Origin of the sequence: Pseudomonas nabeulensis, assembly GCF_004682045.1 — a bacterium.
Lineage (GTDB): Bacteria > Pseudomonadota > Gammaproteobacteria > Pseudomonadales > Pseudomonadaceae > Aquipseudomonas > Aquipseudomonas nabeulensis.
This window is the reverse complement of record NZ_QUZT01000004.1, coordinates 95,766-122,202: the sequence shown is the minus strand read 5'-3', so window position 1 is coordinate 122,202 and position 26,437 is coordinate 95,766. Positions and strand designations below refer to the sequence as shown.

At 54.9% G+C, this 26,437-nt stretch carries 32 protein-coding genes; 10 read left to right on the top strand and 22 right to left on the bottom strand.

The window, feature by feature from the left end:
• Positions 1–226: 226 nt before the first annotated feature.
• From DYL61_RS03940 to DYL61_RS03920, 5 genes are all read right to left on the bottom strand, one after another.
• On the bottom strand, positions 227–466 hold the full coding sequence (locus DYL61_RS03940; protein WP_135307289.1) for a hypothetical protein: 240 nt from the start codon (positions 464–466) through the stop codon (positions 227–229).
• Entirely contained in the window at positions 466–720 is a 255-nt protein-coding gene (locus DYL61_RS03935; protein ID WP_135307288.1) for a DUF6555 family protein, read from the bottom strand. Before DYL61_RS03935 ends, DYL61_RS03940 begins: the two co-directional genes overlap by 1 nt.
• A gap of 101 nt (positions 721–821) precedes the next feature.
• Positions 822–1,103 (bottom strand): hypothetical protein, encoded by a 282-nt coding sequence (locus DYL61_RS03930; RefSeq protein WP_078828226.1) that lies wholly within the window; start codon positions 1,101–1,103, stop codon positions 822–824.
• A gap of 41 nt (positions 1,104–1,144) precedes the next feature.
• On the bottom strand, positions 1,145–2,455 hold the full coding sequence (locus DYL61_RS03925) for an SDR family oxidoreductase (protein ID WP_135307314.1): 1,311 nt from the start codon (positions 2,453–2,455) through the stop codon (positions 1,145–1,147).
• 81 nt (positions 2,456–2,536) lie between these two features.
• The gene (locus tag DYL61_RS03920) at positions 2,537–3,298 is read right to left on the bottom strand and encodes an OBAP family protein (RefSeq protein WP_135307313.1); all 762 of its coding nucleotides are present in this window, start codon (positions 3,296–3,298) and stop codon (positions 2,537–2,539) included.
• A gap of 188 nt (positions 3,299–3,486) precedes the next feature.
• Between DYL61_RS03920 and DYL61_RS03915 the strand changes: the two genes are divergently transcribed.
• Complete coding sequence (locus DYL61_RS03915) at positions 3,487–3,987, top strand: CinA family protein (RefSeq protein WP_135307287.1); 501 nt, start codon at positions 3,487–3,489, stop codon at positions 3,985–3,987.
• Here the strand turns inward: DYL61_RS03915 and DYL61_RS03910 are convergent.
• Positions 3,984–4,511 (bottom strand): cupin, encoded by a 528-nt coding sequence (locus tag DYL61_RS03910; RefSeq protein WP_054068900.1) that lies wholly within the window; start codon positions 4,509–4,511, stop codon positions 3,984–3,986. The two genes, DYL61_RS03915 and DYL61_RS03910, sit on opposite strands and share 4 nt — an antisense overlap.
• Before the next feature lie 25 nt (positions 4,512–4,536).
• Positions 4,537–4,974, bottom strand: a complete 438-nt coding sequence (locus DYL61_RS03905; RefSeq protein WP_078828228.1) for a hypothetical protein — start codon at positions 4,972–4,974, stop codon at positions 4,537–4,539.
• A gap of 269 nt (positions 4,975–5,243) precedes the next feature.
• On the opposite strand from DYL61_RS03905, the gene DYL61_RS03900 reads away from it, so the two are divergent.
• The gene (locus DYL61_RS03900) at positions 5,244–5,486 is read left to right on the top strand and encodes a hypothetical protein (RefSeq protein ID WP_238704520.1); all 243 of its coding nucleotides are present in this window, start codon (positions 5,244–5,246) and stop codon (positions 5,484–5,486) included.
• A 336-nt stretch (positions 5,487–5,822) separates the two neighbouring features.
• Here DYL61_RS03900 and DYL61_RS03890 read toward each other — a convergent pair whose 3' ends face one another.
• Positions 5,823–6,077: a hypothetical protein gene (locus tag DYL61_RS03890; RefSeq protein WP_135307286.1), complete on the bottom strand. Its 255-nt coding sequence runs from the start codon at positions 6,075–6,077 to the stop codon at positions 5,823–5,825.
• A gap of 191 nt (positions 6,078–6,268) precedes the next feature.
• Here DYL61_RS03890 and DYL61_RS03885 point away from each other — a divergent pair, with 191 nt between their 5' ends.
• Both DYL61_RS03885 and DYL61_RS31505 read left to right on the top strand, forming a co-directional pair.
• Positions 6,269–6,979, top strand: a complete 711-nt coding sequence (locus DYL61_RS03885) for a glycosyltransferase family 2 protein (RefSeq protein WP_135307285.1) — start codon at positions 6,269–6,271, stop codon at positions 6,977–6,979.
• Positions 6,980–6,983: 4 nt separating this feature from the next.
• Complete coding sequence (locus DYL61_RS31505; protein ID WP_054070033.1) at positions 6,984–7,232, top strand: hypothetical protein; 249 nt, start codon at positions 6,984–6,986, stop codon at positions 7,230–7,232.
• A 7-nt stretch (positions 7,233–7,239) separates the two neighbouring features.
• On the opposite strand, the gene DYL61_RS31500 is transcribed toward DYL61_RS31505, so the two are convergent.
• Positions 7,240–7,443: a hypothetical protein gene (locus DYL61_RS31500; RefSeq protein WP_135307312.1), complete on the bottom strand. Its 204-nt coding sequence runs from the start codon at positions 7,441–7,443 to the stop codon at positions 7,240–7,242.
• A 227-nt stretch (positions 7,444–7,670) separates the two neighbouring features.
• Between DYL61_RS31500 and DYL61_RS03870 the strand changes: the two genes are divergently transcribed.
• Complete coding sequence (locus DYL61_RS03870; RefSeq protein ID WP_054070027.1) at positions 7,671–8,810, top strand: glutathione-independent formaldehyde dehydrogenase; 1,140 nt, start codon at positions 7,671–7,673, stop codon at positions 8,808–8,810.
• A 304-nt stretch (positions 8,811–9,114) separates the two neighbouring features.
• Positions 9,115–9,492 (top strand): termination factor Rho, encoded by a 378-nt coding sequence (locus DYL61_RS03865; protein ID WP_073637659.1) that lies wholly within the window; start codon positions 9,115–9,117, stop codon positions 9,490–9,492.
• Positions 9,493–9,929: 437 nt separating this feature from the next.
• On the opposite strand, the gene DYL61_RS03860 is transcribed toward DYL61_RS03865, so the two are convergent.
• The 6 genes from DYL61_RS03860 to DYL61_RS03835 all read right to left on the bottom strand — a co-directional run bounded on the left by DYL61_RS03860 (position 9,930) and on the right by DYL61_RS03835 (position 12,943).
• Positions 9,930–10,163, bottom strand: coding sequence for a hypothetical protein (locus DYL61_RS03860; RefSeq protein WP_027616433.1), 234 nt, complete (start codon positions 10,161–10,163; stop codon positions 9,930–9,932).
• A 58-nt stretch (positions 10,164–10,221) separates the two neighbouring features.
• A complete protein-coding gene (locus tag DYL61_RS03855) occupies positions 10,222–10,440 on the bottom strand; it encodes a hypothetical protein (protein ID WP_033865887.1) in 219 nt (72 codons plus the stop codon).
• A 453-nt stretch (positions 10,441–10,893) separates the two neighbouring features.
• Complete coding sequence (locus DYL61_RS03850) at positions 10,894–11,259, bottom strand: hypothetical protein (protein ID WP_135307284.1); 366 nt, start codon at positions 11,257–11,259, stop codon at positions 10,894–10,896.
• Between the two features lie 26 nt (positions 11,260–11,285).
• The gene (locus DYL61_RS03845; RefSeq protein ID WP_135307283.1) at positions 11,286–11,903 is read right to left on the bottom strand and encodes a hypothetical protein; all 618 of its coding nucleotides are present in this window, start codon (positions 11,901–11,903) and stop codon (positions 11,286–11,288) included.
• A gap of 38 nt (positions 11,904–11,941) precedes the next feature.
• The gene (locus tag DYL61_RS03840) at positions 11,942–12,214 is read right to left on the bottom strand and encodes a hypothetical protein (RefSeq protein WP_135307282.1); all 273 of its coding nucleotides are present in this window, start codon (positions 12,212–12,214) and stop codon (positions 11,942–11,944) included.
• A 399-nt stretch (positions 12,215–12,613) separates the two neighbouring features.
• On the bottom strand, positions 12,614–12,943 hold the full coding sequence (locus tag DYL61_RS03835; RefSeq protein ID WP_135307281.1) for a hypothetical protein: 330 nt from the start codon (positions 12,941–12,943) through the stop codon (positions 12,614–12,616).
• Between the two features lie 251 nt (positions 12,944–13,194).
• Between DYL61_RS03835 and DYL61_RS03830 the strand changes: the two genes are divergently transcribed.
• Complete coding sequence (locus tag DYL61_RS03830) at positions 13,195–14,025, top strand: hypothetical protein (protein WP_135307280.1); 831 nt, start codon at positions 13,195–13,197, stop codon at positions 14,023–14,025.
• A gap of 54 nt (positions 14,026–14,079) precedes the next feature.
• On the opposite strand, the gene DYL61_RS03825 is transcribed toward DYL61_RS03830, so the two are convergent.
• Both DYL61_RS03825 and DYL61_RS03820 read right to left on the bottom strand, forming a co-directional pair.
• Positions 14,080–16,086: a UvrD-helicase domain-containing protein gene (locus DYL61_RS03825; RefSeq protein ID WP_135307279.1), complete on the bottom strand. Its 2,007-nt coding sequence runs from the start codon at positions 16,084–16,086 to the stop codon at positions 14,080–14,082.
• Positions 16,083–18,257 (bottom strand): ATP-dependent nuclease, encoded by a 2,175-nt coding sequence (locus DYL61_RS03820; protein ID WP_135307278.1) that lies wholly within the window; start codon positions 18,255–18,257, stop codon positions 16,083–16,085. Before DYL61_RS03820 ends, DYL61_RS03825 begins: the two co-directional genes overlap by 4 nt.
• Positions 18,258–18,537: 280 nt before the next feature.
• Here DYL61_RS03820 and DYL61_RS03815 point away from each other — a divergent pair, with 280 nt between their 5' ends.
• Positions 18,538–19,869: a DUF5623 domain-containing protein gene (locus DYL61_RS03815; RefSeq protein WP_135307277.1), complete on the top strand. Its 1,332-nt coding sequence runs from the start codon at positions 18,538–18,540 to the stop codon at positions 19,867–19,869.
• 168 nt (positions 19,870–20,037) lie between these two features.
• On the opposite strand, the gene mobH is transcribed toward DYL61_RS03815, so the two are convergent.
• Positions 20,038–21,756, bottom strand: a complete 1,719-nt coding sequence (gene mobH / locus DYL61_RS03810) for a MobH family relaxase (RefSeq protein WP_135307276.1) — start codon at positions 21,754–21,756, stop codon at positions 20,038–20,040.
• Between the two features lie 221 nt (positions 21,757–21,977).
• On the opposite strand from mobH, the gene DYL61_RS03805 reads away from it, so the two are divergent.
• Positions 21,978–22,175, top strand: coding sequence for a DUF7740 domain-containing protein (locus tag DYL61_RS03805; RefSeq protein WP_014338715.1), 198 nt, complete (start codon positions 21,978–21,980; stop codon positions 22,173–22,175).
• A 130-nt stretch (positions 22,176–22,305) separates the two neighbouring features.
• On the opposite strand, the gene DYL61_RS03800 is transcribed toward DYL61_RS03805, so the two are convergent.
• Positions 22,306–23,268 (bottom strand): ArdC family protein, encoded by a 963-nt coding sequence (locus DYL61_RS03800; protein ID WP_135307275.1) that lies wholly within the window; start codon positions 23,266–23,268, stop codon positions 22,306–22,308.
• 131 nt (positions 23,269–23,399) lie between these two features.
• A complete protein-coding gene (locus tag DYL61_RS03795; RefSeq protein ID WP_135307274.1) occupies positions 23,400–23,729 on the bottom strand; it encodes a hypothetical protein in 330 nt (109 codons plus the stop codon).
• 455 nt (positions 23,730–24,184) lie between these two features.
• On the opposite strand from DYL61_RS03795, the gene DYL61_RS03790 reads away from it, so the two are divergent.
• A complete protein-coding gene (locus tag DYL61_RS03790; RefSeq protein ID WP_135307273.1) occupies positions 24,185–24,550 on the top strand; it encodes a DUF3742 family protein in 366 nt (121 codons plus the stop codon).
• A gap of 8 nt (positions 24,551–24,558) precedes the next feature.
• Here DYL61_RS03790 and DYL61_RS03785 read toward each other — a convergent pair whose 3' ends face one another.
• The gene (locus DYL61_RS03785) at positions 24,559–26,115 is read right to left on the bottom strand and encodes a conjugal transfer protein TraG N-terminal domain-containing protein (RefSeq protein WP_135307272.1); all 1,557 of its coding nucleotides are present in this window, start codon (positions 26,113–26,115) and stop codon (positions 24,559–24,561) included.
• 10 nt (positions 26,116–26,125) lie between these two features.
• On the bottom strand, positions 26,126–26,434 hold the full coding sequence (locus tag DYL61_RS03780) for a hypothetical protein (protein ID WP_135307271.1): 309 nt from the start codon (positions 26,432–26,434) through the stop codon (positions 26,126–26,128).
• Positions 26,435–26,437: the final 3 nt, after the last annotated feature.

Genomic DNA, 26,437 nt, shown 5'->3' with positions numbered 1-26,437 from the left:
CGTCATGAACCCACCATCCACACCCCATACGTCGGGGCAAACCGGGCAAAAGGTGCGGCCCGATACGGCAAAGCGCAACGACAAATCGGAGGACCCGACGGTCGACCGCCCCTGGAAGGCGGACGTCGATCAAGGCGGCGTCGCCCCTGGCGGGCCTTCAAAAGACCCTGAGTCAGGGGCGTGATACTTGACCGGGCGTCAGCCCTGTTTTTGACAGGGCTGACGGCTATCTTCGCTTTGTACGATGGATGCGCATCCACTCTTGGTAAGCGGCGGTGCGTTGCGCATCTGCAGCTTTCTTCGCTTCGATGAAGCGCGCCCATGTCTGCGCGTCGCCGCTGTAGGACTCGATAATTTTGTACGCTTGCGCATCCAGTCGATCGGCTTCGAAAAACATCTCGTTATTTCGCGCGACCTCATCATCGCGTGCTTGTCTTTTCGTATAACCAAGTGCCTGGCTGTTCATCACGTAAGGCCCTCCGCCCACTGAACCTGCGTCGCGGCGCTCCAGCGTACCTGCGTGATGCCGTATTTCTCCGCCATCGGCTTGGAAACACGCTTGAGTGTGTGTTGGCCAAATTTGGGTGTGACGGCGACACCTGCATCGCAGCTGGCCCAATGCCAAGCCTCGGCATTGTTCATTTGCGATGCGCGCACGATGAAGGACTTCGGTTCACCGTGAAGCTGATACTCGATGGTAAATAGATTGCTATCTTTCATGAGACCTCCCTATGCTCATGAATTACAGATATTTGACGTCAAAAAAAATTCAAAAAAATTGTCCGACAATTCGATGGATGAGCTCCGGCGCTTGTCACACCTCAATCATCTACTGTAAACGTGACCCATCCGGGCGCATTCGTGGGCCGATCTATATCGACGATGACGCCACTCACGGTGGAGCCATCGGGTAAATGGACTGCGACAAAGTTAGGATTACCCGGCCAATCCAGTGGCTTGTCGAAGTCCAAACGCGCAATCGTTGGTTTTCCACTGCTGCTCAGATGGATCTCCGCTGACTCATTCAAACATTCATCCGATGGTGTGCCCAAATGACGAGAGGCAGTCATTACGCTCGCGTTACCTTGGAAGTTGTAAGACATGCTGATTTACCTCATTTAAACGGGGCGGCTGCCCCCCAATTTCAGTTATGCGGCTTGTTGTTTGTTGAATGCTTGCGAGCAATGACCACACCGCCGAGTAACAGCGCTGCGCTTGCTGCAACCAACCAATAAGGTAAGCGGCGTGTTTGCCGCCACCCGCCTTCAATGCGGCGCTCACCGCTGGCGGGTCCAAACAGGTTGCCCGACGAAGTCGCAGAGTGGGGTGCCCGTTGTAGGGCGGTGCGGGTGAGCCAGCCTGATACCTGGGGAAAGGCTGGCAGCAAAAAATGCGCGACTCGAGCGATGGTTGCGGCGGCACCCACAGTGGTGCTGTTCCTCGGTTGCAGCGCACAAGCGACCATCGCCCGCGCCACCTGACGCGGATCATAGACCGGAGGCGGCGGCGTCAATGCATGGCTGGTAAAATTTGCGCCATCGCGAAAGCCTGGTGTATCCATCACGGCGGGATAGATGTCGCACACATGAATATTCGGGTAGCCAACCAATTCGCCGCGCAGTGCTTCGGTCAAGCCACGCAGGCCATATTTACTGGCTGAATACGCGGCAGCAAAAGGCTGGGCGACCCAGCTTCCCAGCGAGAGTGTATTGATCAGAATCCCGCTTTTCTGGCCTTTGAAATAGGGCCACGCCACGTGGGCTCCACGCAGGTAACCGAGCAGGTCTGTTTGCAGTACTTGTTCGTGTGCTTCCAAAGGCGTGTTTTCGAAGCTGCCGACGGCCCCTACACCGGCGTTATTGATCCAGATATCGATGCGGCCATTTCCGAAAGCCGCAGCCTTTTCCGCCAGCGCGCGCATTTGGTCGCCATGTGTCACATCGGTTTTAACGGCGATCGCCTGCGCGCCGCGTACAGCACATTCCTCGACCACTTCTGCCAGCGCCTTTTCATCACGAGCCGCCAAGACTAACCGGGTACTTTGTTCTGCGAATGCGTGAGCAGCAGCACGACCTATGCCGCTTGAGGCGCCGGTGATTACCACCGTTTTGCCGTGTAACTGGCCATTGTTTTTTCCCATTACAGGCGCGCGTGCATGCATATCCTTGGGCACATGAACAGGTATCGGATGGAGTTTCAAACGGGCACCGTCGGCCAGTACGAGGGTAAGGTTTTCAATCGTGCCAGCGACACGGTCGGGGAATACCGGGTCGCCTAAGGCGTCGAGCTCGTCGTAAATAAATGTTTGGCCCTCAAGCCACCCGACAGCCGTCAAGAGTTCGGGACCCAGGTAATATTTTCCATCCAGGAAAAAACCGCAAAAGCTCCTTGTTCGCTCCAGGCTCTCCACTGCGTATCGTTCGCCAGGACTCATTCCGGTTGCTGAATCAATCATCATGACATCCTCCTATCGCTGGTCTTGCGATAGAGAAGGGCCAGCAAATGATCGTTCAATCCAAATGACTGAGTGGTGCGTTCAGTGCTGATGGGCCGTTACAGTCGGATCGGTGATCTGAATAACGGTGCCCTGTTGCCATGCGTCCGCACCCGGTGCGATGGGTGGCGCAACTATATCGATGCGTGTCTTCTTCTTTTCGGTGCTGTCGATACCCATTCGCTGATCTCGCTCGGCAACCATCCGAGGGTCGGCCTGGCCATCGGTGGTAAACCCCATCATCAGTTGCGGCGCACCCAGCGGCAGGCGTTTGTGGAGATCGGTATGCCAGGTATGCCAGGTCTTACCGTAGGTATGTACCAGTTTTTCCATCAACGCGTGCTCGGCCACTTCGGGGATTCCCGGCGCGACCAGTTGTCCTGATTTCACTTCGTGCACGTGGCTGTGCCAAAGCGCCTTTTCAGGGGTAGGCAGTGTGTTGAATAACTGCTCGCTGATGATGTATTCCACGCCCATCAACTTTGCATCCTTACGATTGCCGTCGTAGATCACGCATTGAATCACCTCTTCGTTGAGAATCGCGCAGTAGTGATGCGCTTCCATCTGCACCTCAGGATGGCCGTTATAAAAGTGAAAACCGTCCAGATAGGCGTTCAATGCATCAACAGGCGGACGAGATTGGAGCAGGGCTGCACCGGCTTCCAGGGTTCGGGTAGATGGAGCAGTGGGTTTACCGGGTGCCCCCACGTTCGAGGGAGAATCATTGCCAGCGCAGGCGCTTAGCAGGGTAAAGGTTGCCGCCAAGGAAAATGACATCGCCATTCTGACTGTTTTGGTAATCATTGTCGTAGGTTCCATCCTCTTGCCTTCTCTCAAGCGAAATTTGGGAAAGTCAGGTTCAACTCTGTAGACGTTGGAAAACCTGACGCCGTGCACGTTCAAAACACTTTCGCTTGAACATTGATTGATTTGAAAGGTCGGTTTTTGGAACAGGGTGATGGCGCATTCGCTCGTGCGCAGGAGCAATTATCATGTTTGTCGCCGCTTCTACCGTGGAGTACCTCAAACGCAATCGACTGGTTATTACGACGGCCGAATCTTGTACCGCGGGAAAAATTATCACTTTGCTTTCGGAGGTCGACGGAGGTGGGTCATGTATTGAGAGTGCTTATGTCGTCTATTCGCCAGAAGCGAAACAGCGGCTATTAAAAGTCCGCGCATACACCATAAATACTTTTAATCTCACGAGTTGTGAGGTTGCTCGGGAGATGGTTCTCGGCGCGCTGGACGACAGTCCGGCAAATGTAGCCATCGCGACCACGGGCATACTGGGTCCTGATGTGATCGATGGGATACCTCCTGGAACTGTGTGTTTTGCCTGGGCCTATCGAGTAGGGCGAGGTCTGAGCGTGTTCAGTCGAAAGGAACGCTTCATGGGATCGCGCGAGGACGTCCAATTGGCGGCATCCCTCCATGCCCTGAAATCATTGCCGCATTTTCACCAGCTAGCCATGGCGGGAGAGGGCGCTTAGCGATCTCTGACCCACAGCCTGCGAAAAACACGTTGATCGCCCGTTACTGGCCCCTCATCAGGAAATGGTAGCCGTTCGATATTTCTCAATTGTGCCGGGGTGGGCGCCTCGCGGCAGATATCCGCATGCTGGCCTGGCGGATAGGCGCCTACTACGAGGAAGTCTTTGCTGGCGCTCAGACTGCAATGTCCGGTGCCTGCCGGCAACAGCAACACATCGCCTGTACTCACGTTCAGAACCTGCCCGTGCTCGCCACCCAGCATCAGCTGAGCATGGCCGCTTGCGACACCCAGCACTTCGTGCCCCTGTGTATGGTAATGATGATAGTTGTAGATCCGATCACGCCACTGAGGTGGCCAACCTTGGCTGGCGAACATTGCTTCAAAGAGTGCCGCAGGGTCGTCGAAGGGCTTGGACAGTGCCTCTGAATAAAAAAGTACTGGCAGATCTGGGTTATTGGGCACCGTATCACCGCGCTTAAACATAAGCGGTATTGGCGCAGTACCATTCTCAAAGCCGTTCATATGGGATGCGCCATTTGAAATCCGGTTATTGAGCTGACTGCCACGTCCACTGCCCGCCGTCTTTCTCACAATCGATTTTGGCTTGCTTAAGGTCCTGTGCGGCGTAGTGATAGGTCACCACCCCAGCGTTGCTGGGAAGCATCGCGCCCGCGTGGCCAGGAACTTTGGCAGTTGCATGAGGATTCGCAAGTGCCTCCTGTGTGAGTGTTGCCTTGCAACTGGCGGTATAGTCGCCGGCGCATTGAGCGATCTTGGTTTTTTTTGTGTTCGTCATGTCCTTGTTTTCGTTGCTGCACGACCAATCGATAGCGTCGGAAGGCACGCCTTCGTACGTGTAGCAGGTGTGCTGTTCAACCACGGGTACCTGATCGCTCTGAGAGTGCGTGTAGACATCACACGCCGCAGCCAAGGCGTTTGAAAAGGTAAAACACGAGATCAAAAACATGGGTAGGCGCAGGTTCATGATTGTCATCTCCACGCAGCGTTCACACTGTCGGATTCAATTGAATCGATTCATCTAGGAGAAAATTCTTTTCTCTTCACAAGTGGGAGCGTGCAACGGTAAATAAAGTTTTAACGCTGTGCATATCCCTCGACGAGTGGCGTGCAGCGCTATCCACCAATGCTGAATAGGGGGGCTTTGGGGTGATTGTGTTTGAACATTCAGGTCGGCGACGCTCTCACATAGAAATAGGCGAAAAGACAAACCCTGCTCCAAACAGGATGAGCATTATGAGCCACTTACCCCAACGACCCGAGCTCAAAGCTTGGTACAAGGCGTTGAACGACTACGATTACCGCGCCAATTCTCCGGATGCTTACCACCGTGCTCTGCTGGACGGTGCCAAAGCGCTGTTAAGCGGCGGTGTCATTGATTGGGACCAATGTGAGGAACTCAAACGGCTGGCTGATTCGGCGCATGCCCGGGCCGTGCTGGAAGCCAAAGCCCATCTGAAGCGTGACCCCTCGGCGTAACAGCAGCGGCAGGCGCAATTTCCACCTTCTCCGCCATCACGACTGAGCTTGTGGGGCGACGTCCAACAGCAGCTCTCCACTGGGAAGTTTTTCAGTGTGGTGCACCACCCCACGGTAGGAGCCGCCCTCCCATTCGAAGGTAAGTGTGTGGGCATGTTGTAGCTCGCAAGGCCACGGCAGTGCGAGTTGCAGCTGAAATCCAGACGCTTTGCGCATTATGCGTGCTCTGCATTCGCTTGCGAGTGGATTCACTCCGAATAGCGTGTCCATTAGGTATTCAATTTTGATTGAATGCATCGTCGCTTCAGTAGAGTCCGGCATATGAATCCCTGTTTATTACCCCACAGATGAACGCCTGGAAGACTGTCTCGACATGACCATTTCTTCCAGTATTTCCCGTATGAGCCTATTGATTCCTGATTCCCCGTGATAGTGGGCGCGATTGATATTGGCGATGGTGAACTGATCAGCATCGTGCGCCGTCACGGTCACCGAAAGGCTGCCGTCGGGATTGAACGCACAGTGAACTGTGCAGTTAGGAAGGCGAGCGGAAAGGGCTGCTTCAACCTCCACTCTGGTTAGCGTGTCCATCAGTTCTCCGGATTAAAAGCCTAAACACGACAAGGCTAGTTCAGAACGCGGCGGCGTAAATACTGGCAGGATAATGGCGCTCCGAAACGTTCCTTTAGATGCAGCTGCTCTCGCTACGATAGATTCTTTAAACCTTCCTTATCAGGGCGGTGTCGATTGCTGGGCACACGTCGCGAGGTAAGGGAGAGAAAATGATAGGGATCGTGATACCTGCTCATAACGAAGAACGCTATATCAGCCAATGCCTTGAGTCCGTACTCCTCGCGGTTGAACACCCGTCGCTAAAAGATCAGTTGGTCGAGATACTTGTCGTCTTGGATGACTGCTCAGATAGCACGGAGGCAATCGTCGCGGCGATGGGCATACAGTCGATTGGTGTCTCTTTTCAAAACGTGGGTAAGACGAGAGCTGTAGGTGCTGAGCAGTTACTGAAAGCTGGTGCACGGTGGCTTGCTTTCACGGATGCCGATACCGTTGTACCGCCCGATTGGCTAGCGCGTCAGCTTGAGTTTGACGCTGACGCGGTGTGTGGAACAGTTGAGGTCGACAGCTGGAGAGAATACGGCGAGGCGGTTCGCACTCAATACCTGGCGTTGTACCAGTTCATCGAGAACCATCGCCATATCCATGGGGCCAATCTCGGCCTGAGTGCCGAGGCTTATCAGAACGCTGGTGGGTTCAAGCATTTGATGGCACACGAGGATGTTCAACTGGTTGCAGACCTCGAGAGGATTGGAGCACGTATTGTCTGGACCGCTACCAATCCTGTGCTCACCAGTGCACGCCGGGACTACAAGTGCCGGGGTGGATTTGGAGATTATCTGGCTTCCGTTATGCCTCCCAATACCGACAAAGGTGTCGAGCCGTCCATAGGTTCAGATTCTGGCCTCGGGGTTGGGTGATCTTGTGGATCTGATTGATTGGGTGCAATGGCCCGCCATGGTAGTGACTGTCATGTCAGCTTGGTATATCGGTTCTCAACAACCGCGCCGACGCATGATTGCCTTTTGGGGGTTTATCCTCAGCAACGCGCTATGGGTTATCTGGGGATGGCACACAAATGCCTTCGGATTGATTGTGCTCGAGTGCATTTTGCTTGGCATGAATGTTCGTGGGTTCAGGAAAAATCAGCGCGGTCGCCAGGCCTCAGGATAAATCGCGCCTACTGATTCTTAAAATTCTTTTTAAACCCACGTAGGTTCATCGAGCAAAGACAGATCTGCAGCAAGATCAGCGCGTAGGCCTCAGCATAAGCCCCCCAAACGACCCAAACCACATTACTCAAAATAAAACAGAAGAACCCGGCCATTCTTCTCGCGGGGCGTTGAGACCCGATAAGCCACGCGGCGATCACTGTCACTGCCATGGCGGGCCACTGAACCCAATCCAGATAACTCAAGCCAACCTCTCAATCTCTATCGATAAAAAAAGAGAGGGATACGAGGGCGAATAATTCAGATTTTTTGAGCGATTTTTAGAATGTACCGCTCGTCAGACATGCCTCGAATTTCTTGAACATACGTTTTGCTCTCTCGGACAGATTAAACATGTGCTGACGAAAAACCCCTTTCGTCTTGCCTCTGGGAGAACGCAATGAAAGCCATCGTTTACAACGGCCCTCGTGACGTCAGTGTGCAAAATGTGCCGGACGCCAAAATTGAAAAACCCACCGACGTTCTGGTGCGGGTGACTGCCACTAATATCTGCGGATCTGATCTGCATATGTATGAAGGCCGAACCTCTTTCGAAACCGGCAGAGTGTTTGGCCATGAGAATCTGGGCGAGGTCATCGAAGTTGGCGCCGGTGTGGATCGGGTAAAGGTAGGCGACCGCGTATGCCTGCCATTTAACATCGGCTGCGGCTTTTGCGAAAACTGTGAAAAAGGTCTGACCGGATTCTGCCTGACCGCTAACCCAGGCAGCGCGGGTGCTGCATACGGGTTCGCTGACATGGGCCCTTATCAGGGAGGGCAGGCCGAACTGCTTCGGGTGCCTTATGCAGACTTCAATTGCCTGGTGCTTCCAGAAGATGCGCAAGAGCGTGAAGAAGACTACGTCATGCTGTCCGACATCTTCCCGACGGGCTGGCATGCAACCGAGCTGGCGGGCCTCCTTCCTGGGGAGAGCATTGCCATCTACGGCGCCGGCCCGGTGGGTTTAATGGCCGCCCACTCAGCAATCATCAAGGGCGCCTCTCAGGTGTTCGTGGTCGACAATCATCCCGACCGTTTAAAGCTCGCCGCTCAGATGGGTGCTACGCCCATCAACTCGCTTGAGAAAGAGGCAGTGGACCAAATCTTAAATCTGACTCACGGCAAAGGCACCGATCGAGGCTGTGAGTGTGTTGGTTACCAATGCTGCGACCGCCACGGTCATGAGGCCAATCATCTCACTATGAATAACCTTGTCGCCTCGACAAAAGCGACGGGGGGCATCGGTGTCGTTGGAGTGTTTGTACCGCAGGATCCAGGCGCTAAAAATGAACTGGCCAAAGAAGGCAAGATGGCCTTCGACTTCGGCGCTTTCTGGTTCAAGGGGCAGCAGATTCGAACTGGGCAGGCTAACGTCAAAGTCTATAACCGTCGCTTGGCCGAGCTTATCCATCACGGTCGTGCCAAACCATCTCAGATCATTTCTCATCGACTCAAGCTCGCCGAAGGCCCAGATGCCTATAAGCACTTCGACGCACGTGACGATGGCTGGACGAAGGTCGTACTCAAGCCAGCAGCCTGAAATGAACAGCCAAATTCACTAGTAGGTAAACGATCATGAAAAAGTTGAGTATGTGCTTGGTCTTCTGCAGTGTATTCATGCTTCATGGATGCTTTGACAGCGCCGATAATGCAACCAAAGACAACTCCAGCGGCACCAAGTCCTCTGTACAGCTGCAGGAAGGAAAGGCGGACGACAGTAAGCGATAATTGATGGCCCAGGCCGTTATGAACCGCTGGGCCAAAACCCTTTGACGACAATAAAATGTTGGGTTGGATGCTTCACAAATGTAGGCAATGTGCTCAGCCACTAAGAGGATGCGATCATGCCGCGCGGGGATAAAGACAAGTACACCGATAACCAAAAACGCAAAGCGAAACATATCGAAGATAGCTACGAGGCTAAAGGGGTTCCCGAAGATGAAGCAGCACGTCGTGCTTGGGGAACAGTTAATAAACAGTCAGGTGGCGGCGAACGGAAGGGTGGGTCTGGGCAGAAAACCACCAAAGCAAAAAAGGCTAAAGCCCGAGAATCATCAGCCCGGCGAGCTGCAGCAACACGACAGGGTGCCCCGCGAACTGACCAGCGATTAGAGGATATGAGCAAAAATGAGCTTATGGAGCGAGCTCGTAAACACCGAATAGCCGGGCGTTCGACTATGCGTAAGATCGAACTGATCAAGGCGCTGAATGAGGTGAGTTAAGGACTTAACCGAAGTGACCACGTGGCATGAGCGGCGCGACCAATGAATTCACGCTGGCCGCTTCGGTGTAACGGCGCTGGCTGGCCAAGTTTACCCCTCAGGGGCCACCGGTCCGTATGCGCCTGCCCAACACACCTTGCGTGATTAAGTAGCATTTCGGTGCGTCGGCAGTCGCGTGAGCACAGCTTTGAGATAGATCCTTGAGCCTTCAGCCTAGCCAGCCCCTGCTTGATTTGCTCAGGGTTCTCGAAGATCGTCTCTAGAGCACCACCAGTGCTACTCGGTCGCAGATACGGCCCGCAAAGTTCTGCCTTAGCGGTAAAGCATCGCCCATTAGGCCAAAGGGCCTCTCCTAGACGCCAAAAGCTCGCAAATGCTCGACCGCTACCGCCAACAAGAACGTCTTGCCCGCGCTATGGCCTAAGATGATTTCGTCCTCACGCGCTCGCAATTTTATGGAGACGCTTCTCAAGCGCCACCCTGTACAGGATCCTCAGATTATCACCATCAAGCTTGGAGATGGCCTCTGTAACTTGAAGATTCAATATCAACTCCTGCGCGCGAATATTATGGATCCACGCTTCAACTGCGGTAGGTGCTTGCGCAATCAGGGCGAGTAAATGAGCCGATACATGTTTAGCGGGGTGAGTATCTTTACTGGCGCCTAACATGGATTTCCACCCTAATTCTTAACGGTTGCAGCGGGCTAAAGAACTGTCCGCCTTTCAGTTAGTGAGACGACTGCGTCGAACCACGTAAATGATCATAGGGGACATTTAGAAATGAGCTCCAGGCATGAAAGGCCTCATGATGACGCAAAGCTGCGGCATCCCACTTGGCTCCCGCAACCTCCTTAGAAGAAACAAGCATCATCATCGTGCTGGTTGCCGCATCTAGCTCAATTAAAAGGTAGTGGGACTTGAATCTGAAATCATCGATTCCGCTCATACGCTCGCCTTGCGATGAGTCTCGCCGGAAATTCCGGAATGTACCCATCGCTGTAGTGACCGATGAGTCTTGGGAGCATTCAAGTGAACCGATGAACGGTCAATTAGCTTTGTCGATTCGGGGTTGAAGAGGCTTTTCAAAGAGCTGAGTACCTGTGGATTTTTTCGTGGCGTTTTCAGAGCTTCCAAAAAACATTTTGACTGGGCTCTAGCTCGGTAGTTTAAGATCAAAAAATATGAGTTATGCCCCCAATATTGCCCCCAGTCGCGGCGGATCTGCGAGTGATCGCGATTGGCGATTTCTGACATGGACCAGGGTGGTAGTCGACGGATTTCAGTGTACGTCAGTCTGGGGACGGGCGGGAGGTACTTGGGTGATCAGTTGCAAAGGGTGTGGCGCTAGGCGCTGGCTAGAGCTACACCTTGCTAGAGCTTCGCTGGTAGCATGTGGGCATTAGTTGGGCAGGCTAATCCACATCCTCCAATTTGGTAAACGTAATGGCCGTTGAAGCAGGGAAGTACGCGGCACCCATGGATTGTCGGGCAGGAGAACGGAAGCTTGATCTAACCCTTCGTGCTCAGCCACAGCAGCCGTTACGCTCCAAGAACCAGGACTGGCTGGTTCTTCAGTGACGGTGTTCTTGAACCCGGACGATTTGAAAGTACCACCAAATACGAGCCGTTGTGACCGGGCAAAGTCTGCCTCAATGAGCTCCTTGCTGACGGTGATTCGGTAGGGGCCAATTGTAAACCCTCCCTCAGAGGAGAGGTGGTGCTCTAAGTTAAAGACGTCTCGAAATCCGTTCTGCTCGACGCTCATGTTTTCCCCTTGAATAACGTGTGGCGTCAGCGCGCCTCTGACTGTTGCTCAAGAATTGGATGGCCGTTGAAATCGAAGCCTGGCAGCGCCCGCTCTAGATAGCTCAGTGTCTGGATTTGAAGTCGGGCTTTCGCTTCAGATAGGCCCTCCAGCATGTCGGGCTCGGTCGGTGTTCGGCCAAGTTTTTTTTCTTGGATGGCTTTGCTCAAAAAACCGCGGAGTCGGAATGCCATCTGTGTGGGGGCAAGCCGCGCGAACACGGAATTGCGTACGATAAATGTGGGGAAAGCCTCGCGGTACGCGTCTACGAGCCCAATCCATCGGGGGTCGTTGTATTCGCGGCCCACAATGGCCTTTGCCAATCGATGCGCCTCGTACAAAGGCTCTCGGCTTTTTTCCCAAGCCCGGTAGCTTTCTTCCATCTCGACCGCATGCTCATTTAACTGCTCAACAGTCCATTCCTCAATCCAACTGATCACTTCCTGTGCTTCGGTTATGAGCGCTGGAGCATTCATGATGATTCCTACATCGATTGCGAGGAGCGCTGCTCCGCGCAGGTATTCTTCATCCTCCTCCTGAGGATTTTTCTGAAAGGCTGCAAGCTTCATCTGAAGCGCCTTGCTGACGGCCTGTAAAGCGTTCAACCAATGTTCCTTTTGAATATGTGGATCTTGAGCCAGGCTTACCGTGTCGCTTTCCAGGTTGGGGCGACAGGCTCTGGTCGGCGTGCGTTTACCCCCAGCTGGGTATTGATCTTGTCGAAATTCATGCGCGCTTGTTCCTCCATGTTTGCAAACGCCCCATTGGGCAAAATCTTGGTGTCGCGGAGCGATTCGATATATCCGTATGCTCTGCCAAACAACAGCACGAGGCTTTCAAGGTCGGTAGCCGTACCTATGAAATCGATGAGTTCATAGGCCTTTACCAGGCGCTGGCTGTGTACGGTGTCAATCATTGTTGTTTCCTTGAGTAAGCTCAGCGATGGAAGCTGGATTCCATCACGACGTGGCAATACAGATGTTGGGTCGGGTGGCTTGATCGAAAGCTATTTCACTACTGAAAGTGAACTTTTGGATGGATGAGTAGCAAATTGCCCCTCTAACGGTTGCAATTTCATCTCGTTAGGACTCGTAGTAGAGCTGTGGGAGCAGTCCAAAACTTGTATTTGGCGTGCCCCTTCCGGGGCAGCTGTCGTGAATCAAGTCCGGTCATGCTGCCCGGTCTCGGTCCTCCGGGCTTCCATCCTCACGCCTGCGCGCTCCGCTTGCATCGGCCAGTCGAGCTGATCCACTTAATTGCCCTGCCGCGCTGCTAGCCTCCACGACTTGATGTTAGGCCGGACGGAGTGCTGTAATTAAACAGCCTCCAGTCCCTCACGTGCCGCTGCGAGCGCGGCTGTTTCCTCATGGAGTTGGCATACCACGACATTGAGCAAGTCGGCGAAGGTTTCGGCGTAGAATTTTGGTTCAGTTTTGAATGGATGGCCCATTGAAGCCTTGTTGACTCCGAGGTGTTCAGCTTGATCCGTGAGCCGCTTGAATGACTTCATCACACCGCTACCCGTCGTGCTGGGGTACTGGAACACCTCAGCATGCCCGGTTTTGACCAGCGCGTTCATGATGGTGGCGGCGTCGAAGGAGACGCCGTGATCCGCGATTAGGGATTTGAGTGTTTTGGCTTGCATGCAGAGCTTCCGTGCAATTCAGTGATGGCGCTAGGCCATGGATGGTCTTCTTTTCTTCATGCTTTTACAACCCACCCTTCGTCGACTGGCGCGGCGTGGAAGGGGGTGAGCGGGCAGAATTCACGCTGATTGTATTTTTGCTCGTCGGCCCCCATAACCACCCCAGTGCCGCATGTGGGTAGTGGCGTTCAGGACGGTAGTACACGGATATGCGATCACTGCCGTGCAACGTTTAAACAAAGGAAAAGTGAATGACCCTATCAGTCCCTTGGGGAATCGTAGGATTTGTGGCTGGCTGGTGTTGGAGAAAGGTCGAAAAGGCCTTGTCCTATAAAACCTACCTCCATTCTCATCGTCGCTGGACGAGCAAGCATGGGTTAGGTTCGTTTTGGGAGCCGCTTGGCGAGCACTTGGAATACAGCGTCTATCTTGCAGAATCCACTGACGCGCAGCCCCAGGAATCCAAAATCGCTTTGAGAGCAAAGCAAGGCGCCGTCAACCGCTTCGAATGTGTGTTTGAGGGGCGGGGCATGGGGGTTAAGTACCAAGACAGGATCATCGTAGTCGACGTGGACACGACACCTGCCATTTTCAAATTGAATAACCAACCGGTGTGCGAGCTTGTCGACGTGACGGATGACAGAGTACGGTTTTCTTTAGATACCTACCGCCTTCGCCACTGCAGTGTTGAACTGACCGATGGCTGCAACATCCCTATCCCGGATGGTTTGACGCAGACTCTGACTCAAACATCGACATGGAACTCCCAGTGGTCTAAGCGATGGGACATTCATTGGAATTTGGATGTGGTGAAATTTGCCAAGCAGGAAATCGAAATTTATTGGCGATGGTTTGGCTCCTTCTCCTACTCGGGCATGTATGTACCCGTAGCTGATGGCGGGGCCAAATACGCTGCCCCATGGGTGCGTGTGGGTGCCAAGTCCATCGGTTGGGTCATGAGCATCCGCTGGCTGGTGACGGCTCAGTTCTGGCTGGCGATCTGGTCGGGCTTGTGGGTGCTGGATCAGGATGACCGTTTGAGATGGCGTTGGAAGAAGCCAGTGAGTGATTCAGGCGTTTGAAGCGGTCAGGTCATTTCTGTCGCGGGCAATGGGTAGGTGTGGGCATTCAGACTGCTACAAATGCTGGATTTCCCAACCCTGCTCGCGAAGCTGTGCACAGTTGGTCTCGAATGCTTCTCCCTCGCCGAGCGCCCGTCTACTTATTGCCAGGCAGAGCAGGTGAGTCGGGCGCGTCATTGCCACATACATGGCAAGCAGGCGTTGGGTGGTTCTCTTTCCTGGTCGGGGCCCTCCGTGGCTGTTTTGTCCGGTAGCCCATGGCAACAAACTAGTGATGAAGTGCTCATAGTTGAACGTTTCAAGAACAAGCGTCGCAGTGTGGGTCTGTCCCTTGCTCGAATGAATCGAGCCGAGTTTGATGTCCACCACGCCATTTTCTTGAGTGCTTCGGAAGGTATTCACTGCATGCTGTACAGCCCCTTCCTGCACAACCTCTACGCTTTCCGGTACCCAAGCAAGGTACCCTTGTGCTGTCTCGGGTTGTTCATGCGCTCCAGCAAGCACGGATGCCAAATCGGAGAAGCGGCGTGCGTAGGATGACCAGTTGTCGGTGCTGGTGATGTTGGATGTGAACAGCAGCTCAACCACCAATTGTTGGTAGCAGCCCAAGTCTTCGGGGTTGGTAAACAGTTGCTGAACCTGGACGTGCTGCCGGGGCCCTACCTTGATCTTGGTGGTGAGGTTGGTGAGGTTCACCAAGTGGAGAAGCCCCTTAGCGATTTCCTCAACGCTATGGTGTGCGGTATCGCCTTTAACGAGGTTACGCTTCGCTTGACGAATACGCTCAATCAACGTCGGAGGTCGGTATGTCGCCGACCCCGCGTTACGGTCATAGCCTTCCCAATAGTGCCCAACCGTCTTTGGATAATGCAGTGGATCGGCATCGACAGGATCGAAGTCTCTATGGGTATAGCCGATTGCCGAGACTGTGGCCTTGCCATGTAGGTCAGCGGGGAGCTCTTGGAGAACCAGGCACCCATAAGCATCCAGTACACCGCTACAGTCACCATCAGGGAAAACAAAAATGGTGTGGCGAAGTGGCCCTTCCTCACCCGCGTTGCGCCGCCCGGAAAGCCCGTCTACAACAGCACGGAAAGCAAAGGGATTTGCCAGCAACGCGATCGACTCATCGAAGCGAAAGCTGCTGGAGATGTCGACTGCTCTGCTTCGATCCGGAAAGTCACAGCCATTGGTGTGGATGTCCGATTCAAAAATCGCCTGATTGGGATCGCCAACTCGCGTTACGCATATCTCTGGATTGTCGCGGGGGAAAATCGCGCTCAGGTAGTCGTTCTGCATCGCTGAGGTATCTTGCATCTCGTCAATGAATACGCAGGGAAAACGGTGCCTCAACCCCTCCGTGACGCTTGGCCGCTCACTAAGCTGGGCGGTGCCCAGCACGAAAATCTCGTCATAGCAGAAGTAGCCTTGCCGGGCTGTCTTTCCTACCGCTCTCGCCATTATTTGATAGCTCTGAGCATCAGGGCCACACGGGAGGCTGCCCCGAGCGACGTCAATGCGTGGGTTGGAAAAGTCTGTACTGGCTAACCGGAGCAATTTGGTATCGAAGGTTCTATGCCCTAGGAAACTGCGCAGAATCCTCCTGTCTTCTCGTTCCTCCCACATGTACTTTGAGCGCATCCGGTGAGTCAGCTCATCATCGATCGCGGTAAAACGGTGTTGCGCGGAGAGCAGCCAAGGTGTGGCAAGGAAGCGCCTGACGAACCCATGAATCGTGTCGATGTAGTGGGGGTAGCTCAGCAGCTGGCGGCCAACAACAGTGTTCCCCAGGCGTTGCTCGATTTCTTCGCGGGCTACGTTGGTGTGGGATAACACGCAAATCCCGCGAGTGCGGCTTTTCCAGTTGCGGGCAAGGATGGCGAGTTTGGCGACAAGCAATGTGGTTTTACCGCTTCCCGGGCACGCCGATACGTCGAGTGTTTCTCGCGATCGAAGAAACGCCATGCGCTGCTCATCCAGGCCCTCAAGCTTCATAAGTCCTGAGATCCAGCCGATGTCCTCGTCGGTGATTTCGGGCACCAGGTCACGGAACGTGATCATGGTGTATGCCGTTCAGATTGCTGTTGTGATGGCTGGTGCTGCTCGTGGGGCACTGCCAAGCGAGAGGTCACATAGGTGATCGCCTCAACGAGGTAGCCGGGGAGTCTCTCCTCCATCCCCTCGCGCGGCACCACAATCCCCCGATAGCGTTGTTCCAAGATGTCGACGAGGTACTGAGCTGCGATGGCCTTTGAGGCGACCTTGCGGTGGAACAGGGCATAGACAGTAGAACTCACTTGCTCGGGCGACATGTTCGAACTGTAATAGCCGTCATACTCAGCTATGGCCCGCTCAATGATCTGATCATGTGTTTCCCGACCGGCATGAAGTGCCTCATCCTTAGCAGCCAGGCGTGCAGCGATCAACACCTCGCGTGCCATGCCGCTGAAGGCCAAGTCGTATTCCAGCGTCCATTGCCCCGCCACGAACGTTTTTACATTCTGCTCGTCGTTCGCTTTACGCAGGCGGCGTCGCTCCTCCAAGCCGAGAAGCCGGCTATCATCATTGACACCAAAATCGCGCGTTGCGCGCCACTTTCTCTGTGCAGTGTTTTCCCATTTTGGATCGTCTGCACCTTCTACCAACCCCAGAATTTCTGGTGCGCAATCAGGCATGACGTCCATGTCCGAGACGCAGGCTACGGGGATGTTCAGAACACCAGCCCCAGGGGTCGCACGTTGGAGGATTCGAGCATAGCGGCCAAGACCAATGCCCCCTACATTTACAACCGAAACCCCATGGCGGGTTAAGTCTTTTTCGAGCAGCTTCGCCAGCGCCGGCAACAGGATGGCTTCAGCATCGCCCTCGACGATGAGTACCCCACGTGCGAAGAACAAGTTCGCCTTGGTCACGTCCAGGAAACGGGCGAGGAAGCGATAGTCCCCTTCATCCAGCTTCGTGTGCTGCTTCCCGAGCGAATAAGCTTTGCGACCGTGCATCAGCACTAGATTGTCCAAGGCGATCTTGGAGCTGAGGTTGGGACTGTGGGTGGTGAGGATGACTTGTACCGGGCGCGTTTCGCTTTCCTGGCTGACCTCATCAGCAGTTGTTCCTCGATGGCCAGAGGACTCCGCTGACAGGGTTCCGGAGCCTTCGTTGCACGGGAGAGAGTCTTCAACACGCTCACTGTTCACCGTTTCCTGAACGACAGTGGGGGAGGCGACTCTGGGCTTTGCTGATTCGCTCAAAAACTCCATCAGGCGTAGTTGTCGTTGGGGATGGAGATGGGCCTCGGGCTCCTCAATGAGTAATAGCGGCAGCCCATCTGGCTCCTTGCCCAGCAACAGCAACTCACAGGCCATAAACATCAGGTTGTTGGAGCCCAGTCCATACTCGCCGCGAGCTTCTTGTGATCCTTGGTCAAGCAGACTCAGCTCCATGCGTTCCAGTATCTGTCTGAGGCGAGCAGATTCGGAACTGCCGTCGACGAAGTTGATGCGCCCGTGTAACTCATCCCCCTCAAGCGAAAGGTGGGACAGGTAGTTGTCGTTGATTGAGCCTTGTGCAGCAGCCACACCTGGGTGCAGGTTCACGAAATGCCGTAAGTAACCTGCCAACCCAGTGAGACTCAACGATGCGGGGTTTTCCAAAGGGCGATCGGTATCAAATCCACTACCGTCCTTGATGCTTGGGAAGTTTTTGAGCACCTGCGACAGTCGTGATCCACGTCCTGGCGACATTTCCCGTGTGGCATCGCGAAGAGGGCGCAGGTATGCAGCAGCCAGCAACTGCCGGACGTTGGAGTCGAGGCTTGGGCCGCCGCCGCTGTGACCACTGCGCACCGCAATATCCACCCAACGACGTGCAAGTACGTCGTCCGAGAGCCTTCGTGCTGTCCAGTGGATGTAAACGACCGCAGCGTTACCATTGAACGTGACGTACTCAGACAGCGCCCCCTGATCCGCGACGGATAGGTCTGCAAATTTGGCAACGATCGTGATCTGGCTCGCCTGGGGGCCTTCAACTGGGATGTGGAAGTCTTCAGGCTGAAGGCGTACATATTCTCCGTCACGCGTCTGGAGAACGAATCGCAGGGCATCGATGACCGATGATTTACCCGCGTCGTTCTCACCCACCAGTGCCGTCACGCCCTTGTTGAACTCGATGAAAAGGCCGTTTGGATCGGCGCCGAACTGACGGAAATTCTGAACCTTGAGTGCTGACAAATACATCCATGTGTTCCTGTCTCGGAGGCCTGGGGTACAACAGGCGGGTTGGCTAATAATACTGGAAACCGGGTCTCCATCTTGATGACCTGCGAGATTCAGGTGGGCTGTTGCAAATTCAGTGCTGGATCGATAGTCTTTGGGTTGCGCAAGGTAGGCGTACCTCACCCGTCAGTGAAAGCTGGAAACGGCACTACCTGTAATATCACGATCTCCTAGGCCATGATTTTTTACGGCCCCAGTAAGACGTAGGCGGGTGGCGTTGATCACGGGGTTGGAGAAAATTATGAGCACCCTGTCCTCGCTTACCAAGCGTACTAGCTTCAGCAACACCCTCCCGAAGACTATCCAAGGGATCAAGAAAAGAGCCAAGAAGATTTGCCTGCCCGGCCAAAAGCACGCCGAGGCGCTCGATATTGTTGCGCGCGAGATAGGCTATCGCGACTACCGCCAGGCACAGCAGGCATTGGCATCAAATGAAGGGTCGCTGGAAGCAAACCAAACCGGGCACTCAGTATTCCTCTGCGCTTACTGGCGTGATACGGATACCACGCCTCGCTCGGCGGGTTGTGAAACGCTGAAAGTCTACCTGCCTCGTCCGATGAACGACTTCGTGTCGAAGCATCAGGCAACGTATGCGCGCAATCTTGAGGGATTCCGGCAGGAAGCACCCGATCACCTGGAAATGATCTCCAACACGAGCAGCCAAGCGCGGGCGTGGGAGCTGCTGGTGCGCGCAGCGCTTTCGCTCCAATTCATGGAGGTGAGTGGGCTGCGCCCGGCAACCTCTCAAAAGCAGTTGCAAGCCCTTGAGCAGCTTGAAGGCTTTCCATCGAAGGATCACGTTTCGCTATGGATCGACCCAACGTCGGGCATGTGGGTCGCGCTCGACGAGCCTTACGGCCATGTGAATAACGAGCCGGTGATGGAAGCGCGCACCGCTTGGATTACGCATAACACTCTGCATCTGACCAAGCCAGCTTGGGCAGGTCTGTACTACCCAAATCACGCGGTACCGCATCTGGTATCCCCTTCAGAGCACTTGCTACGCAAAACCACCGTAGCACTTGAAGGGCTGTCGCCTATTGCGGTGGTGCCGTCCGAGGAACAGCCGTGGGGTGGCACGTCTGAGCCCTACAGCTCGCAGTTCATCAGCCCGGAAAGGTTGGCCAGTGGCATTGCGCGGCGGGCTCGACCTGGCACCACCTACGGCTTCAGCATAGGTGCAGTCGAATATCACCGTGAAGCTGGATACCCATCGCTCTGGCGTCCAGAGACGCCACTGAGCCAGGCAGATCACAGAAAGGTTGGTGCAGAGCTTCAGTGTCTGATGATCTCGCCCATGCCCTTCAAGGCCTATCAGAAGATCCGCACTTGGTGCTCTACCCTCGAAAACTGGATGTACTCGGAATACCGGGACGGTGACCGCAACCAGGACTTCGACAATGCCTACTACGGCGGGAAACCTTCCGTATACCCCACGGAGCCGGAACAACTCTCCGCCCTGAAGCGTATTCGAACGATCGTCATCAATGGGTACGTGGAATGCAAGCCACGTAGAGACCTGCTGAAGGGCCTCGACATCGCTACGGCAATCATCGAAGGGCAGGCCACTTAGGTCTACTCTTGCAAACTGTCAAACAGGCCTTCTATCGCCATACCAGCAGAATTATGGCGGTAGATGAGCTTCGCAAATACCACAAGGGTACGCCATTGTGCCGCAACGGAGCTGGTTCCGCCGCCGGAGCGTAGACTAATCACTCCAGTAGGAAACTATAGAAATTTACTATTTTTCGAGTTTAAGAAAGGGGTTATCGGCAGGCATGGACCCAGCTTCGAAAAATAATGCTGAGTTTTCTAGAAGATAGCCTTTGAGCTTTGCTCTTTTTCGAGGCCCTTCGACCTGACAGAGCCAGATATTCAAACCATCGTCGCGCTTTTTGTGGGTCTTCAGTTTCTCGAACTGTTTCTGCACCCATCGCCATTCTTCACCCTCGTAATCGGCACCCATGGAGATGTCCGGGAACTCCTGCACATAGCGCTGAAAAATGCCAGGCGTGACCAGAAATACGCTGCCACACACCGTGTGAATTTTGGCCTTACTGTCGTTGATGATCAGCTTGTGACTCTGGATGCCTTCCTTGACCCAATTCAGGAATCCCTGACCAGGGTTATCCGAAGGGGGCGTTGAGGCTTCGAGAGCGCTTGCTGACGGTGCATCACGTGTTTCGGGTTCTGCCATTTCGAACATGTCCAGCAACGTTCCTAAATAGTCGTTATCTTCCATCGCAAGTGGATCGGATTGCGATGGGCTTTGAGTTGACCTTGTACTGCCTGCCATGGAGGATGCCGGAGCGTTAGTCGAGTGATCATCGGCTGCAACGCTCACCGTTCCGCTGAAAGCCTCGGGGCGATCATCGTTCCCCCAGATCAACGCCGGTTGAAGTCGCAGAAAGGTGAAGCTCTGCTGCCAGTTCCCCTGCGCCACAAGCGCGGTCCAGATGGCTTTACCTTCCGGGGTCGACTCGACTAGCCCATGGGATTGCAGTTCGTCGAACACGGCGATATTGGACGAGGGAATGCCCTCAATTGATTGCGCCAGCAGATAGGCTCGCAGCTTGTCCGTGGCCGTCTTGCTGACGAGCCAGAGCGCGTCTTGAGTCAACCAGCCCGCAGCACCCGGCTGGTTGAGTTTCAGCTCGTGTTGAACCAGATGACGGAGTCCGCTGATCAAGTGATGTTGCAGCGAATGAATCGGCGCTTGCAGCGCCTTGCTTGGATTGCCGCCGATATTCTGAGCGGTGGAGATACGGTCGGCCTGAATGACCAACTCACCGAGCACGCCGGCACGTTCGTACTGGCCCGCCAGGACATACAGCAGGCCGGCCCACAGTGATGGAAATCCGCTGAGCCAATCGAGGATTGGGCCGTCGAGAATATGGGTGTAGAGCAAGCCTGCGGCGGCGCCGTGCAGGTGGTAGTCGCGACCTTTGACATAGCGAAAACGGTAGGGCTGATCCAAGGGACCGTGCCAAGGATGCCAAAGACGGCCATCCTGGCGTTCGACCAGCAGGTCTACGGAGATCTTGCCGATGTCATGCAGTAGGGCACCATAAGCGATGCCGGCGGACCAGGCATCAGTTTGGGCGGCTTGGTCTTCAGGCGCGGCACCGGTGGGCAGCAGATACGACTGACGCAGTTTCAAACTGCAAGCGACCAGCTCCAGGCCATGGTCGAGCATGCCGCCGAGATACGCATGATGGTGCGTCTCGCTGGCCGGGAGTTGCTGGACCTGTTCGGCGTAGCGATGGATCGGATTTAAGTAGAGCTGGGTGAATTGGGCGTGGGAGAGGGCGGTGTATTGCCAGATGCGATCGAGCAACTGACGGCGGTGTTCCGCTGCCAACAAGCTGTGGGCCGACTCGATGGGCAGGTAACCTTCGGCGACGCTCACGGTCGGTGGCGGAGGGGGCTTCTGCCTTTTGCGGAGAAAAAAACTGAGCATCGTGACCCCCGGGAGGTGGCTCGGTCAGTGGCCTTTTAGCCTTTTCGGATAGGGCTCTTACCCTTGAGTTCCCATTCCCTTCCAACCCTTACCCATCCTTTTGGTGCGTGTCCTTTTGTGCGGCAATCGGAATATTGATACGGCTAGACATCGTTTTTTGGGGGTAGTATGGAAAAGAAAAGAGTCGGTACACTGCGGTGCATATTTTTTTGGGTCTTGCCATGAACCTTACTGATGCCACGCTCGTGCTGCTGCTCGCGGCACGTATCCATGGGACTGACGAAGCCGTCCGTGCCTCGGCGAAGAGCGTGGTCAAGAAGTTGCCGCGCAGTAAGCGTGATCTGATCTACAAAGTAATCGAAAGCCGAAGTCCGCTCGAGCTGGTGGATTTTCTGGCGCAGAACCTGGATGCGGAATGATAGGCTGCGGGTGTGTGCCCATCCCTGACCCTTTGCATCAGAGCCCCGCGGCATGGGTTTTCTGGGTGTCAGAAAAAAGGGCCCAACTCGCGTTGGGCCCTGTGATGCGATTGCAGCGGTGAGGTAACGATCAAACTCTATCGTTCATGCATCGTGAGTCATCCATTACCATCTGCTTCAGTTGCTGCTCGAGGTTGAGCACATACTCCGAGGCGCTTCGGGCGTGACCACTGGCGCGAAAGATCGCGCGTTTGTCAGCCTTGAGCAGGCTGAGCCAGGAGTCGATGTAGCCCTCGTGTCGCAACTCTCCCTGTATACCGGCGTAGGCACATAAAAAAGCGGCACCCATTTCGGCGATCAGCTCCTCAAATGCATAGCCTGGCGAGCCGAATGGACAAGGAGAGGTCCCGCTCTTGCGCTGCAATCGAGAGTGGTGTCCGGTCCAGTGCGTCAGCTCGTGCAGTGCGGTGGCGTAGTATCCACCTTGATCGTGAAACTGCGCTTTTGTCGGCAGTTGGATGAGATCCCTGATCGGGTGGTAAAAGGCTTCGTCGGAAAATCGATGAATGATATTTGCGCCCGAACTTAGCAAAAAACTTTCCGCAGCACTGTTGGGGAAGAAGGGATCGCTCGGCTCCGTCTCGAGCAAGGTTTCGTTTAGCGTTTCGAGCCCCTCCGTTTGCTCGATGTTGAACAGGAAATGCGTCCTGAGAATGCCAAAATGAGCGACCTTAGGTTGACCGTTTTCATCGAGTACGGGTTGACCTGCCTCGGTCTGTTCCTCGCGCTCCATCGGCTTGTAGAGCACTGCCAGGGCGCTGTGCTCACCCTTACGGATGTGCCCACCGGCCTTTTTGGCTTGGTTGAAGGTCAGCCAACGATCTTGAGTGAACCCCTGCAACCTGGCCTCGGCCCAGAGCAGCGGTAAATTGATCCCCGAATACGGACGACGCGTGATGGCATTGATGGGGAAGGGTTGATGATGACTGACGTCAGCTGAGCCACTTGAGGACCAGGGTTTGATCCAGGGGGTAACGCCTTGGTCCAAAGCTTTAACGATCTTGTCTGTCACGTCTTGGTAGATATCGCGCATGGCAATTTCCTCGAGAGAAAAACGGAGGAACGCCGTGCCCGTCGGGGAGGGTTCCCCGGTTGGGTGATGTGCTGGATTGATGCAGGTCTTGCATGCCGTCCGAATGTGGAGGTGGGCGCCGCCAATTGCGCTTAGCGCTGGTGTTCTCCTGCAAGCGCTATCAGCAAGGCGCCAGGCTGATCCGGTTCTTGGAGTAGGCTCAGACTCAATTGCAGCAACGGGTCGTGGTCTAAGTAATCAGTTGGTTCAATGTGGATTACTTCGAACAGCACGTAAGGCTTGTGTGGATAGGCCAGGTGGGCTTCGAAGGCTGCGCGCAATACGTGGCTCAACCGATCGACCTGCAGCTTCTCAGCGTGATCGGGTTGCTCGAGCAGTACTGCGCGTTGCCACGCGCCGGGGGTGAACACGATGGGCAACCGAAGGGTGTTCAGAGTTTCCGGTGTAAGTGAGTCGGGCATGGTATGTCTCCGTTGAAAACGCGAAGAAACCTGTCCTGTGCGGGGAAAGATTTCCCCGCAGTGGGTTGAAGAAAATCAAGAGGGCTTATCTCACGAGCAGCGCTCGAAAGGCGCTCAGTAGAGCAGTAGGCGTTCATCACCGTAGCAACGGTCACCGTGCGAGCCACCGAACGCTAATCGCACTTGGGGGGAACCATCATCGAAGTGACGTAGCCTTGAAGGTTCTGGCTACCTGGGAAAGTGCTGTCGATAACAGCGATCCGTACCTTGTATTTAGCTGGACGATTTATCTGGGTCAATCACTGTAGAGACGCTGTTTCACGGGGTCTGTCTTCTGGCTTCCAATGAAGATTTTTCGGCCGGAAAAACTGATAAGCGGTCAAGCACGGGCCGTTTTCAGTAGTAGGCTGTTACTCTTGTCTCAACCATGAAAACGCTCAGAAGAGGGCGAGACCATGCCGACTCAGCAACCTGTTCAGAGATCACGTGCCCACCGCTGGGCGTACACCTGTGGTCTGTCGGTGAAGCGTGGCTGCCGTAAGTTGAAAACGTTTGAATCCCGCGTGGTTGAGCGTGCGGAAACGGCAGGTATACCCGCAGGTAAATTACTTGTTCGCGGGAGTTTTCTGACTGCCAAGTTTGCTCTGCTCGGAGCATTTCTTTTTGTTAGCTTCTGGTTGTTTGTGCTCATGTGCACAATCGTCGTATTAGCAGCTATCCCAATTCAAGATTCAGACACTCCAGGTATTGACGATCTCGATGATCCAACGCATAGAACGTCTTGGCCTGAGCGGTACGATAAATGGGGTTCTCTGAAGTAGCCTCTTGGTTATTTCGAGCTCGATTTACCCGAAACAATTCTTGCACCGCTCATCAACTGAGAGGTTCCGTTAGAACTCGCTGTCTGTGCTGCATGGGTTCCCCTGCTGAGCATTCCTTCTACGCCTGAACCTACGCTATATCCGGCCCAACTCATGGCCCCTAGAAACAGCATCGGCAGCACGATGAACATCGCCCCCATCACATACTCGATCACCTGTGCCGTGACGGTTCCATCCATGAAGCCGGACGTAGGCAGCGACAACAGAACCTGATTGGAAGTCGAAACCTGGTTGTACAGTGTATCGAGCATGCTGGAGTCGACCCAGCGAGCCAGCTCCCACCAGAAGCTCAGCATGTGAAGCGTGAACAGCGCGAACGTCACCGTCATGACGGCTTTTAGCTGGTAGGTACTGACCAGCAGGATCAGCGGCAAGCTGATGATGACTCCCATGATTAGGAAGGCCTGCACCATCGGCAGGGCGGCGCGTAGCGCGTTCATTGCCGGGAAGTTGCTGAAGGAGCCGAGCGCCAACCCGGTATTGGTGGCCAGGTTATTAAGTCCCTGATTGATCGAGCCGCCACGGGCGCTGGAGCCATAGTCCTGGTACACCTGTCCGGGCGACATGGACATCGATTGCTGGCGCGGGCTGACCAGCTCGCGCAGGGTGGCATCCTCAATCTCGTTGCTCGAACGGCCAGTCAACCAACCTTTCAGCTGAGTCAGCAGTGAAGGATCGACCTGCTCGATCAAACGCTCGCGCAAGCCGACACCACTGTCACTCCACCACTGCTTGCAGTTGGGGTAGCCCGCGCCATTCTCCAGCCGAGGCAAGGAAATATCGCGGCTTTCGTCATACGGCCAACTGACTCGCGGTATACGTGAGCGATCAGTGTCGTAGTAGCCAGGCGTGTCGAGAAAATAGCTTGAGCCGATCCAGGACGCGTCGTGACTTTGCGCCTTGTCCAACTGGGGGCGATTGGTGAACAGCCGAGAACGGGAATAGCCATAACAGTCACGAGTGAAGTCGGCGACTTCCTGCAGCAGGACCTGACTGTCGATGCGCGAACTGTCGATCTCCATGCGCATCTGCCGGATATCCGGTGCACATGGAATGGAAGCGGTGGCCGCCGCGGCTATGCCTTTGCTCAAGGCATGCACCAGAAACCACCAGGTCGGCACATTGGCGGAGCGTTCGCCAATGGTATTGAAGGTCGTCCCCCAGGCGGTTTCTGCTGGCTTGGCGACACTCACGCCGCAGCGTTGGCTCGCCGCATCATCGAACGTCATTGAGGCGAGGCTCAACGGAAAGACCGGCGCGCAGCCAAATAACACGACGATGTAGGCCAGCCACAACCGGTTCTCGATCCGCGGCACCGAGAGCAGTCCCTTGTTGCCCTCATCCGCACCTTGCTGACGAGCAGACAACCATTCCTGCAAGATGATTGCACCAAAGGGCGCGGCAAACAGCCCGGTGTCGGACAGGACGCTCCAGAGTCCGTTGTTAATGATCCAGGCCAGCAGGGAGAGGTAAAATTCCAGGTAGCTGTTGGTGCTCAGGAGCATGGTGGTGACCTCACAGTCGGGTGAGTTCGGCGCAGGTAAAGAGCAATAGCCCTAATGTCCCGATGCGTTTCACGCGAAGTCGATCCTGGGGTCGCTGTCGGTAGCGCTGAAGCAAATCCCACCAGAGCGCAAAGAGGGCGCCGTAGAGCAGGGCACGCCACCCCCGCAGATAGGGTCGTACGGATTCAAATGCCTGCTGCCAGGCCTCGAAACTACCCAGCGCAGTGCGGCCGATCCAGGCGACCAGTACAGCGGTCAGGATCATCACTGCGGCAATCCCCAGACTCGAAAGCAAAGTGAATAGCGGTGAGCGTTTCATGGC

Excerpts from the sequence above, each read along its gene's own strand:
- DYL61_RS03940 (WP_135307289.1), bottom strand. The coding sequence starts at position 466 with ATGAACAGCCAGGCACTTGGTTATACGAAAAGACAAGCACGCGATGAT.
- DYL61_RS03935 (WP_135307288.1), bottom strand. The coding sequence starts at position 720 with ATGAAAGATAGCAATCTATTTACCATCGAGTATCAGCTTCACGGTGAA.
- DYL61_RS03930 (WP_078828226.1), bottom strand. The coding sequence starts at position 1,103 with ATGTCTTACAACTTCCAAGGTAACGCGAGCGTAATGACTGCCTCTCGT.
- DYL61_RS03925 (WP_135307314.1), bottom strand. The coding sequence starts at position 2,455 with ATGATTGATTCAGCAACCGGAATGAGTCCTGGCGAACGATACGCAGTG.
- DYL61_RS03920 (WP_135307313.1), bottom strand. The coding sequence starts at position 3,298 with ATGATTACCAAAACAGTCAGAATGGCGATGTCATTTTCCTTGGCGGCA.
- DYL61_RS03915 (WP_135307287.1), top strand. The coding sequence starts at position 3,487 with ATGTTTGTCGCCGCTTCTACCGTGGAGTACCTCAAACGCAATCGACTG.
- DYL61_RS03910 (WP_054068900.1), bottom strand. The coding sequence starts at position 4,511 with ATGAACGGCTTTGAGAATGGTACTGCGCCAATACCGCTTATGTTTAAG.
- DYL61_RS03905 (WP_078828228.1), bottom strand. The coding sequence starts at position 4,974 with ATGAACCTGCGCCTACCCATGTTTTTGATCTCGTGTTTTACCTTTTCA.
- DYL61_RS03900 (WP_238704520.1), top strand. The coding sequence starts at position 5,244 with ATGAGCCACTTACCCCAACGACCCGAGCTCAAAGCTTGGTACAAGGCG.
- DYL61_RS03890 (WP_135307286.1), bottom strand. The coding sequence starts at position 6,077 with ATGGACACGCTAACCAGAGTGGAGGTTGAAGCAGCCCTTTCCGCTCGC.
- DYL61_RS03885 (WP_135307285.1), top strand. The coding sequence starts at position 6,269 with ATGATAGGGATCGTGATACCTGCTCATAACGAAGAACGCTATATCAGC.
- DYL61_RS31500 (WP_135307312.1), bottom strand. The coding sequence starts at position 7,443 with ATGGCAGTGACAGTGATCGCCGCGTGGCTTATCGGGTCTCAACGCCCC.
- DYL61_RS03870 (WP_054070027.1), top strand. The coding sequence starts at position 7,671 with ATGAAAGCCATCGTTTACAACGGCCCTCGTGACGTCAGTGTGCAAAAT.
- DYL61_RS03865 (WP_073637659.1), top strand. The coding sequence starts at position 9,115 with ATGCCGCGCGGGGATAAAGACAAGTACACCGATAACCAAAAACGCAAA.
- DYL61_RS03860 (WP_027616433.1), bottom strand. The coding sequence starts at position 10,163 with ATGTTAGGCGCCAGTAAAGATACTCACCCCGCTAAACATGTATCGGCT.
- DYL61_RS03855 (WP_033865887.1), bottom strand. The coding sequence starts at position 10,440 with ATGAGCGGAATCGATGATTTCAGATTCAAGTCCCACTACCTTTTAATT.
- DYL61_RS03850 (WP_135307284.1), bottom strand. The coding sequence starts at position 11,259 with ATGAGCGTCGAGCAGAACGGATTTCGAGACGTCTTTAACTTAGAGCAC.
- DYL61_RS03840 (WP_135307282.1), bottom strand. The coding sequence starts at position 12,214 with ATGATTGACACCGTACACAGCCAGCGCCTGGTAAAGGCCTATGAACTC.
- DYL61_RS03835 (WP_135307281.1), bottom strand. The coding sequence starts at position 12,943 with ATGCAAGCCAAAACACTCAAATCCCTAATCGCGGATCACGGCGTCTCC.
- DYL61_RS03830 (WP_135307280.1), top strand. The coding sequence starts at position 13,195 with ATGACCCTATCAGTCCCTTGGGGAATCGTAGGATTTGTGGCTGGCTGG.
- DYL61_RS03825 (WP_135307279.1), bottom strand. The coding sequence starts at position 16,086 with ATGATCACGTTCCGTGACCTGGTGCCCGAAATCACCGACGAGGACATC.
- DYL61_RS03820 (WP_135307278.1), bottom strand. The coding sequence starts at position 18,257 with ATGTATTTGTCAGCACTCAAGGTTCAGAATTTCCGTCAGTTCGGCGCC.
- DYL61_RS03815 (WP_135307277.1), top strand. The coding sequence starts at position 18,538 with ATGAGCACCCTGTCCTCGCTTACCAAGCGTACTAGCTTCAGCAACACC.
- mobH (WP_135307276.1), bottom strand. The coding sequence starts at position 21,756 with ATGCTCAGTTTTTTTCTCCGCAAAAGGCAGAAGCCCCCTCCGCCACCG.
- DYL61_RS03805 (WP_014338715.1), top strand. The coding sequence starts at position 21,978 with ATGAACCTTACTGATGCCACGCTCGTGCTGCTGCTCGCGGCACGTATC.
- DYL61_RS03800 (WP_135307275.1), bottom strand. The coding sequence starts at position 23,268 with ATGCGCGATATCTACCAAGACGTGACAGACAAGATCGTTAAAGCTTTG.
- DYL61_RS03795 (WP_135307274.1), bottom strand. The coding sequence starts at position 23,729 with ATGCCCGACTCACTTACACCGGAAACTCTGAACACCCTTCGGTTGCCC.
- DYL61_RS03790 (WP_135307273.1), top strand. The coding sequence starts at position 24,185 with ATGCCGACTCAGCAACCTGTTCAGAGATCACGTGCCCACCGCTGGGCG.
- DYL61_RS03785 (WP_135307272.1), bottom strand. The coding sequence starts at position 26,115 with ATGCTCCTGAGCACCAACAGCTACCTGGAATTTTACCTCTCCCTGCTG.
- DYL61_RS03780 (WP_135307271.1), bottom strand. The coding sequence starts at position 26,434 with ATGAAACGCTCACCGCTATTCACTTTGCTTTCGAGTCTGGGGATTGCC.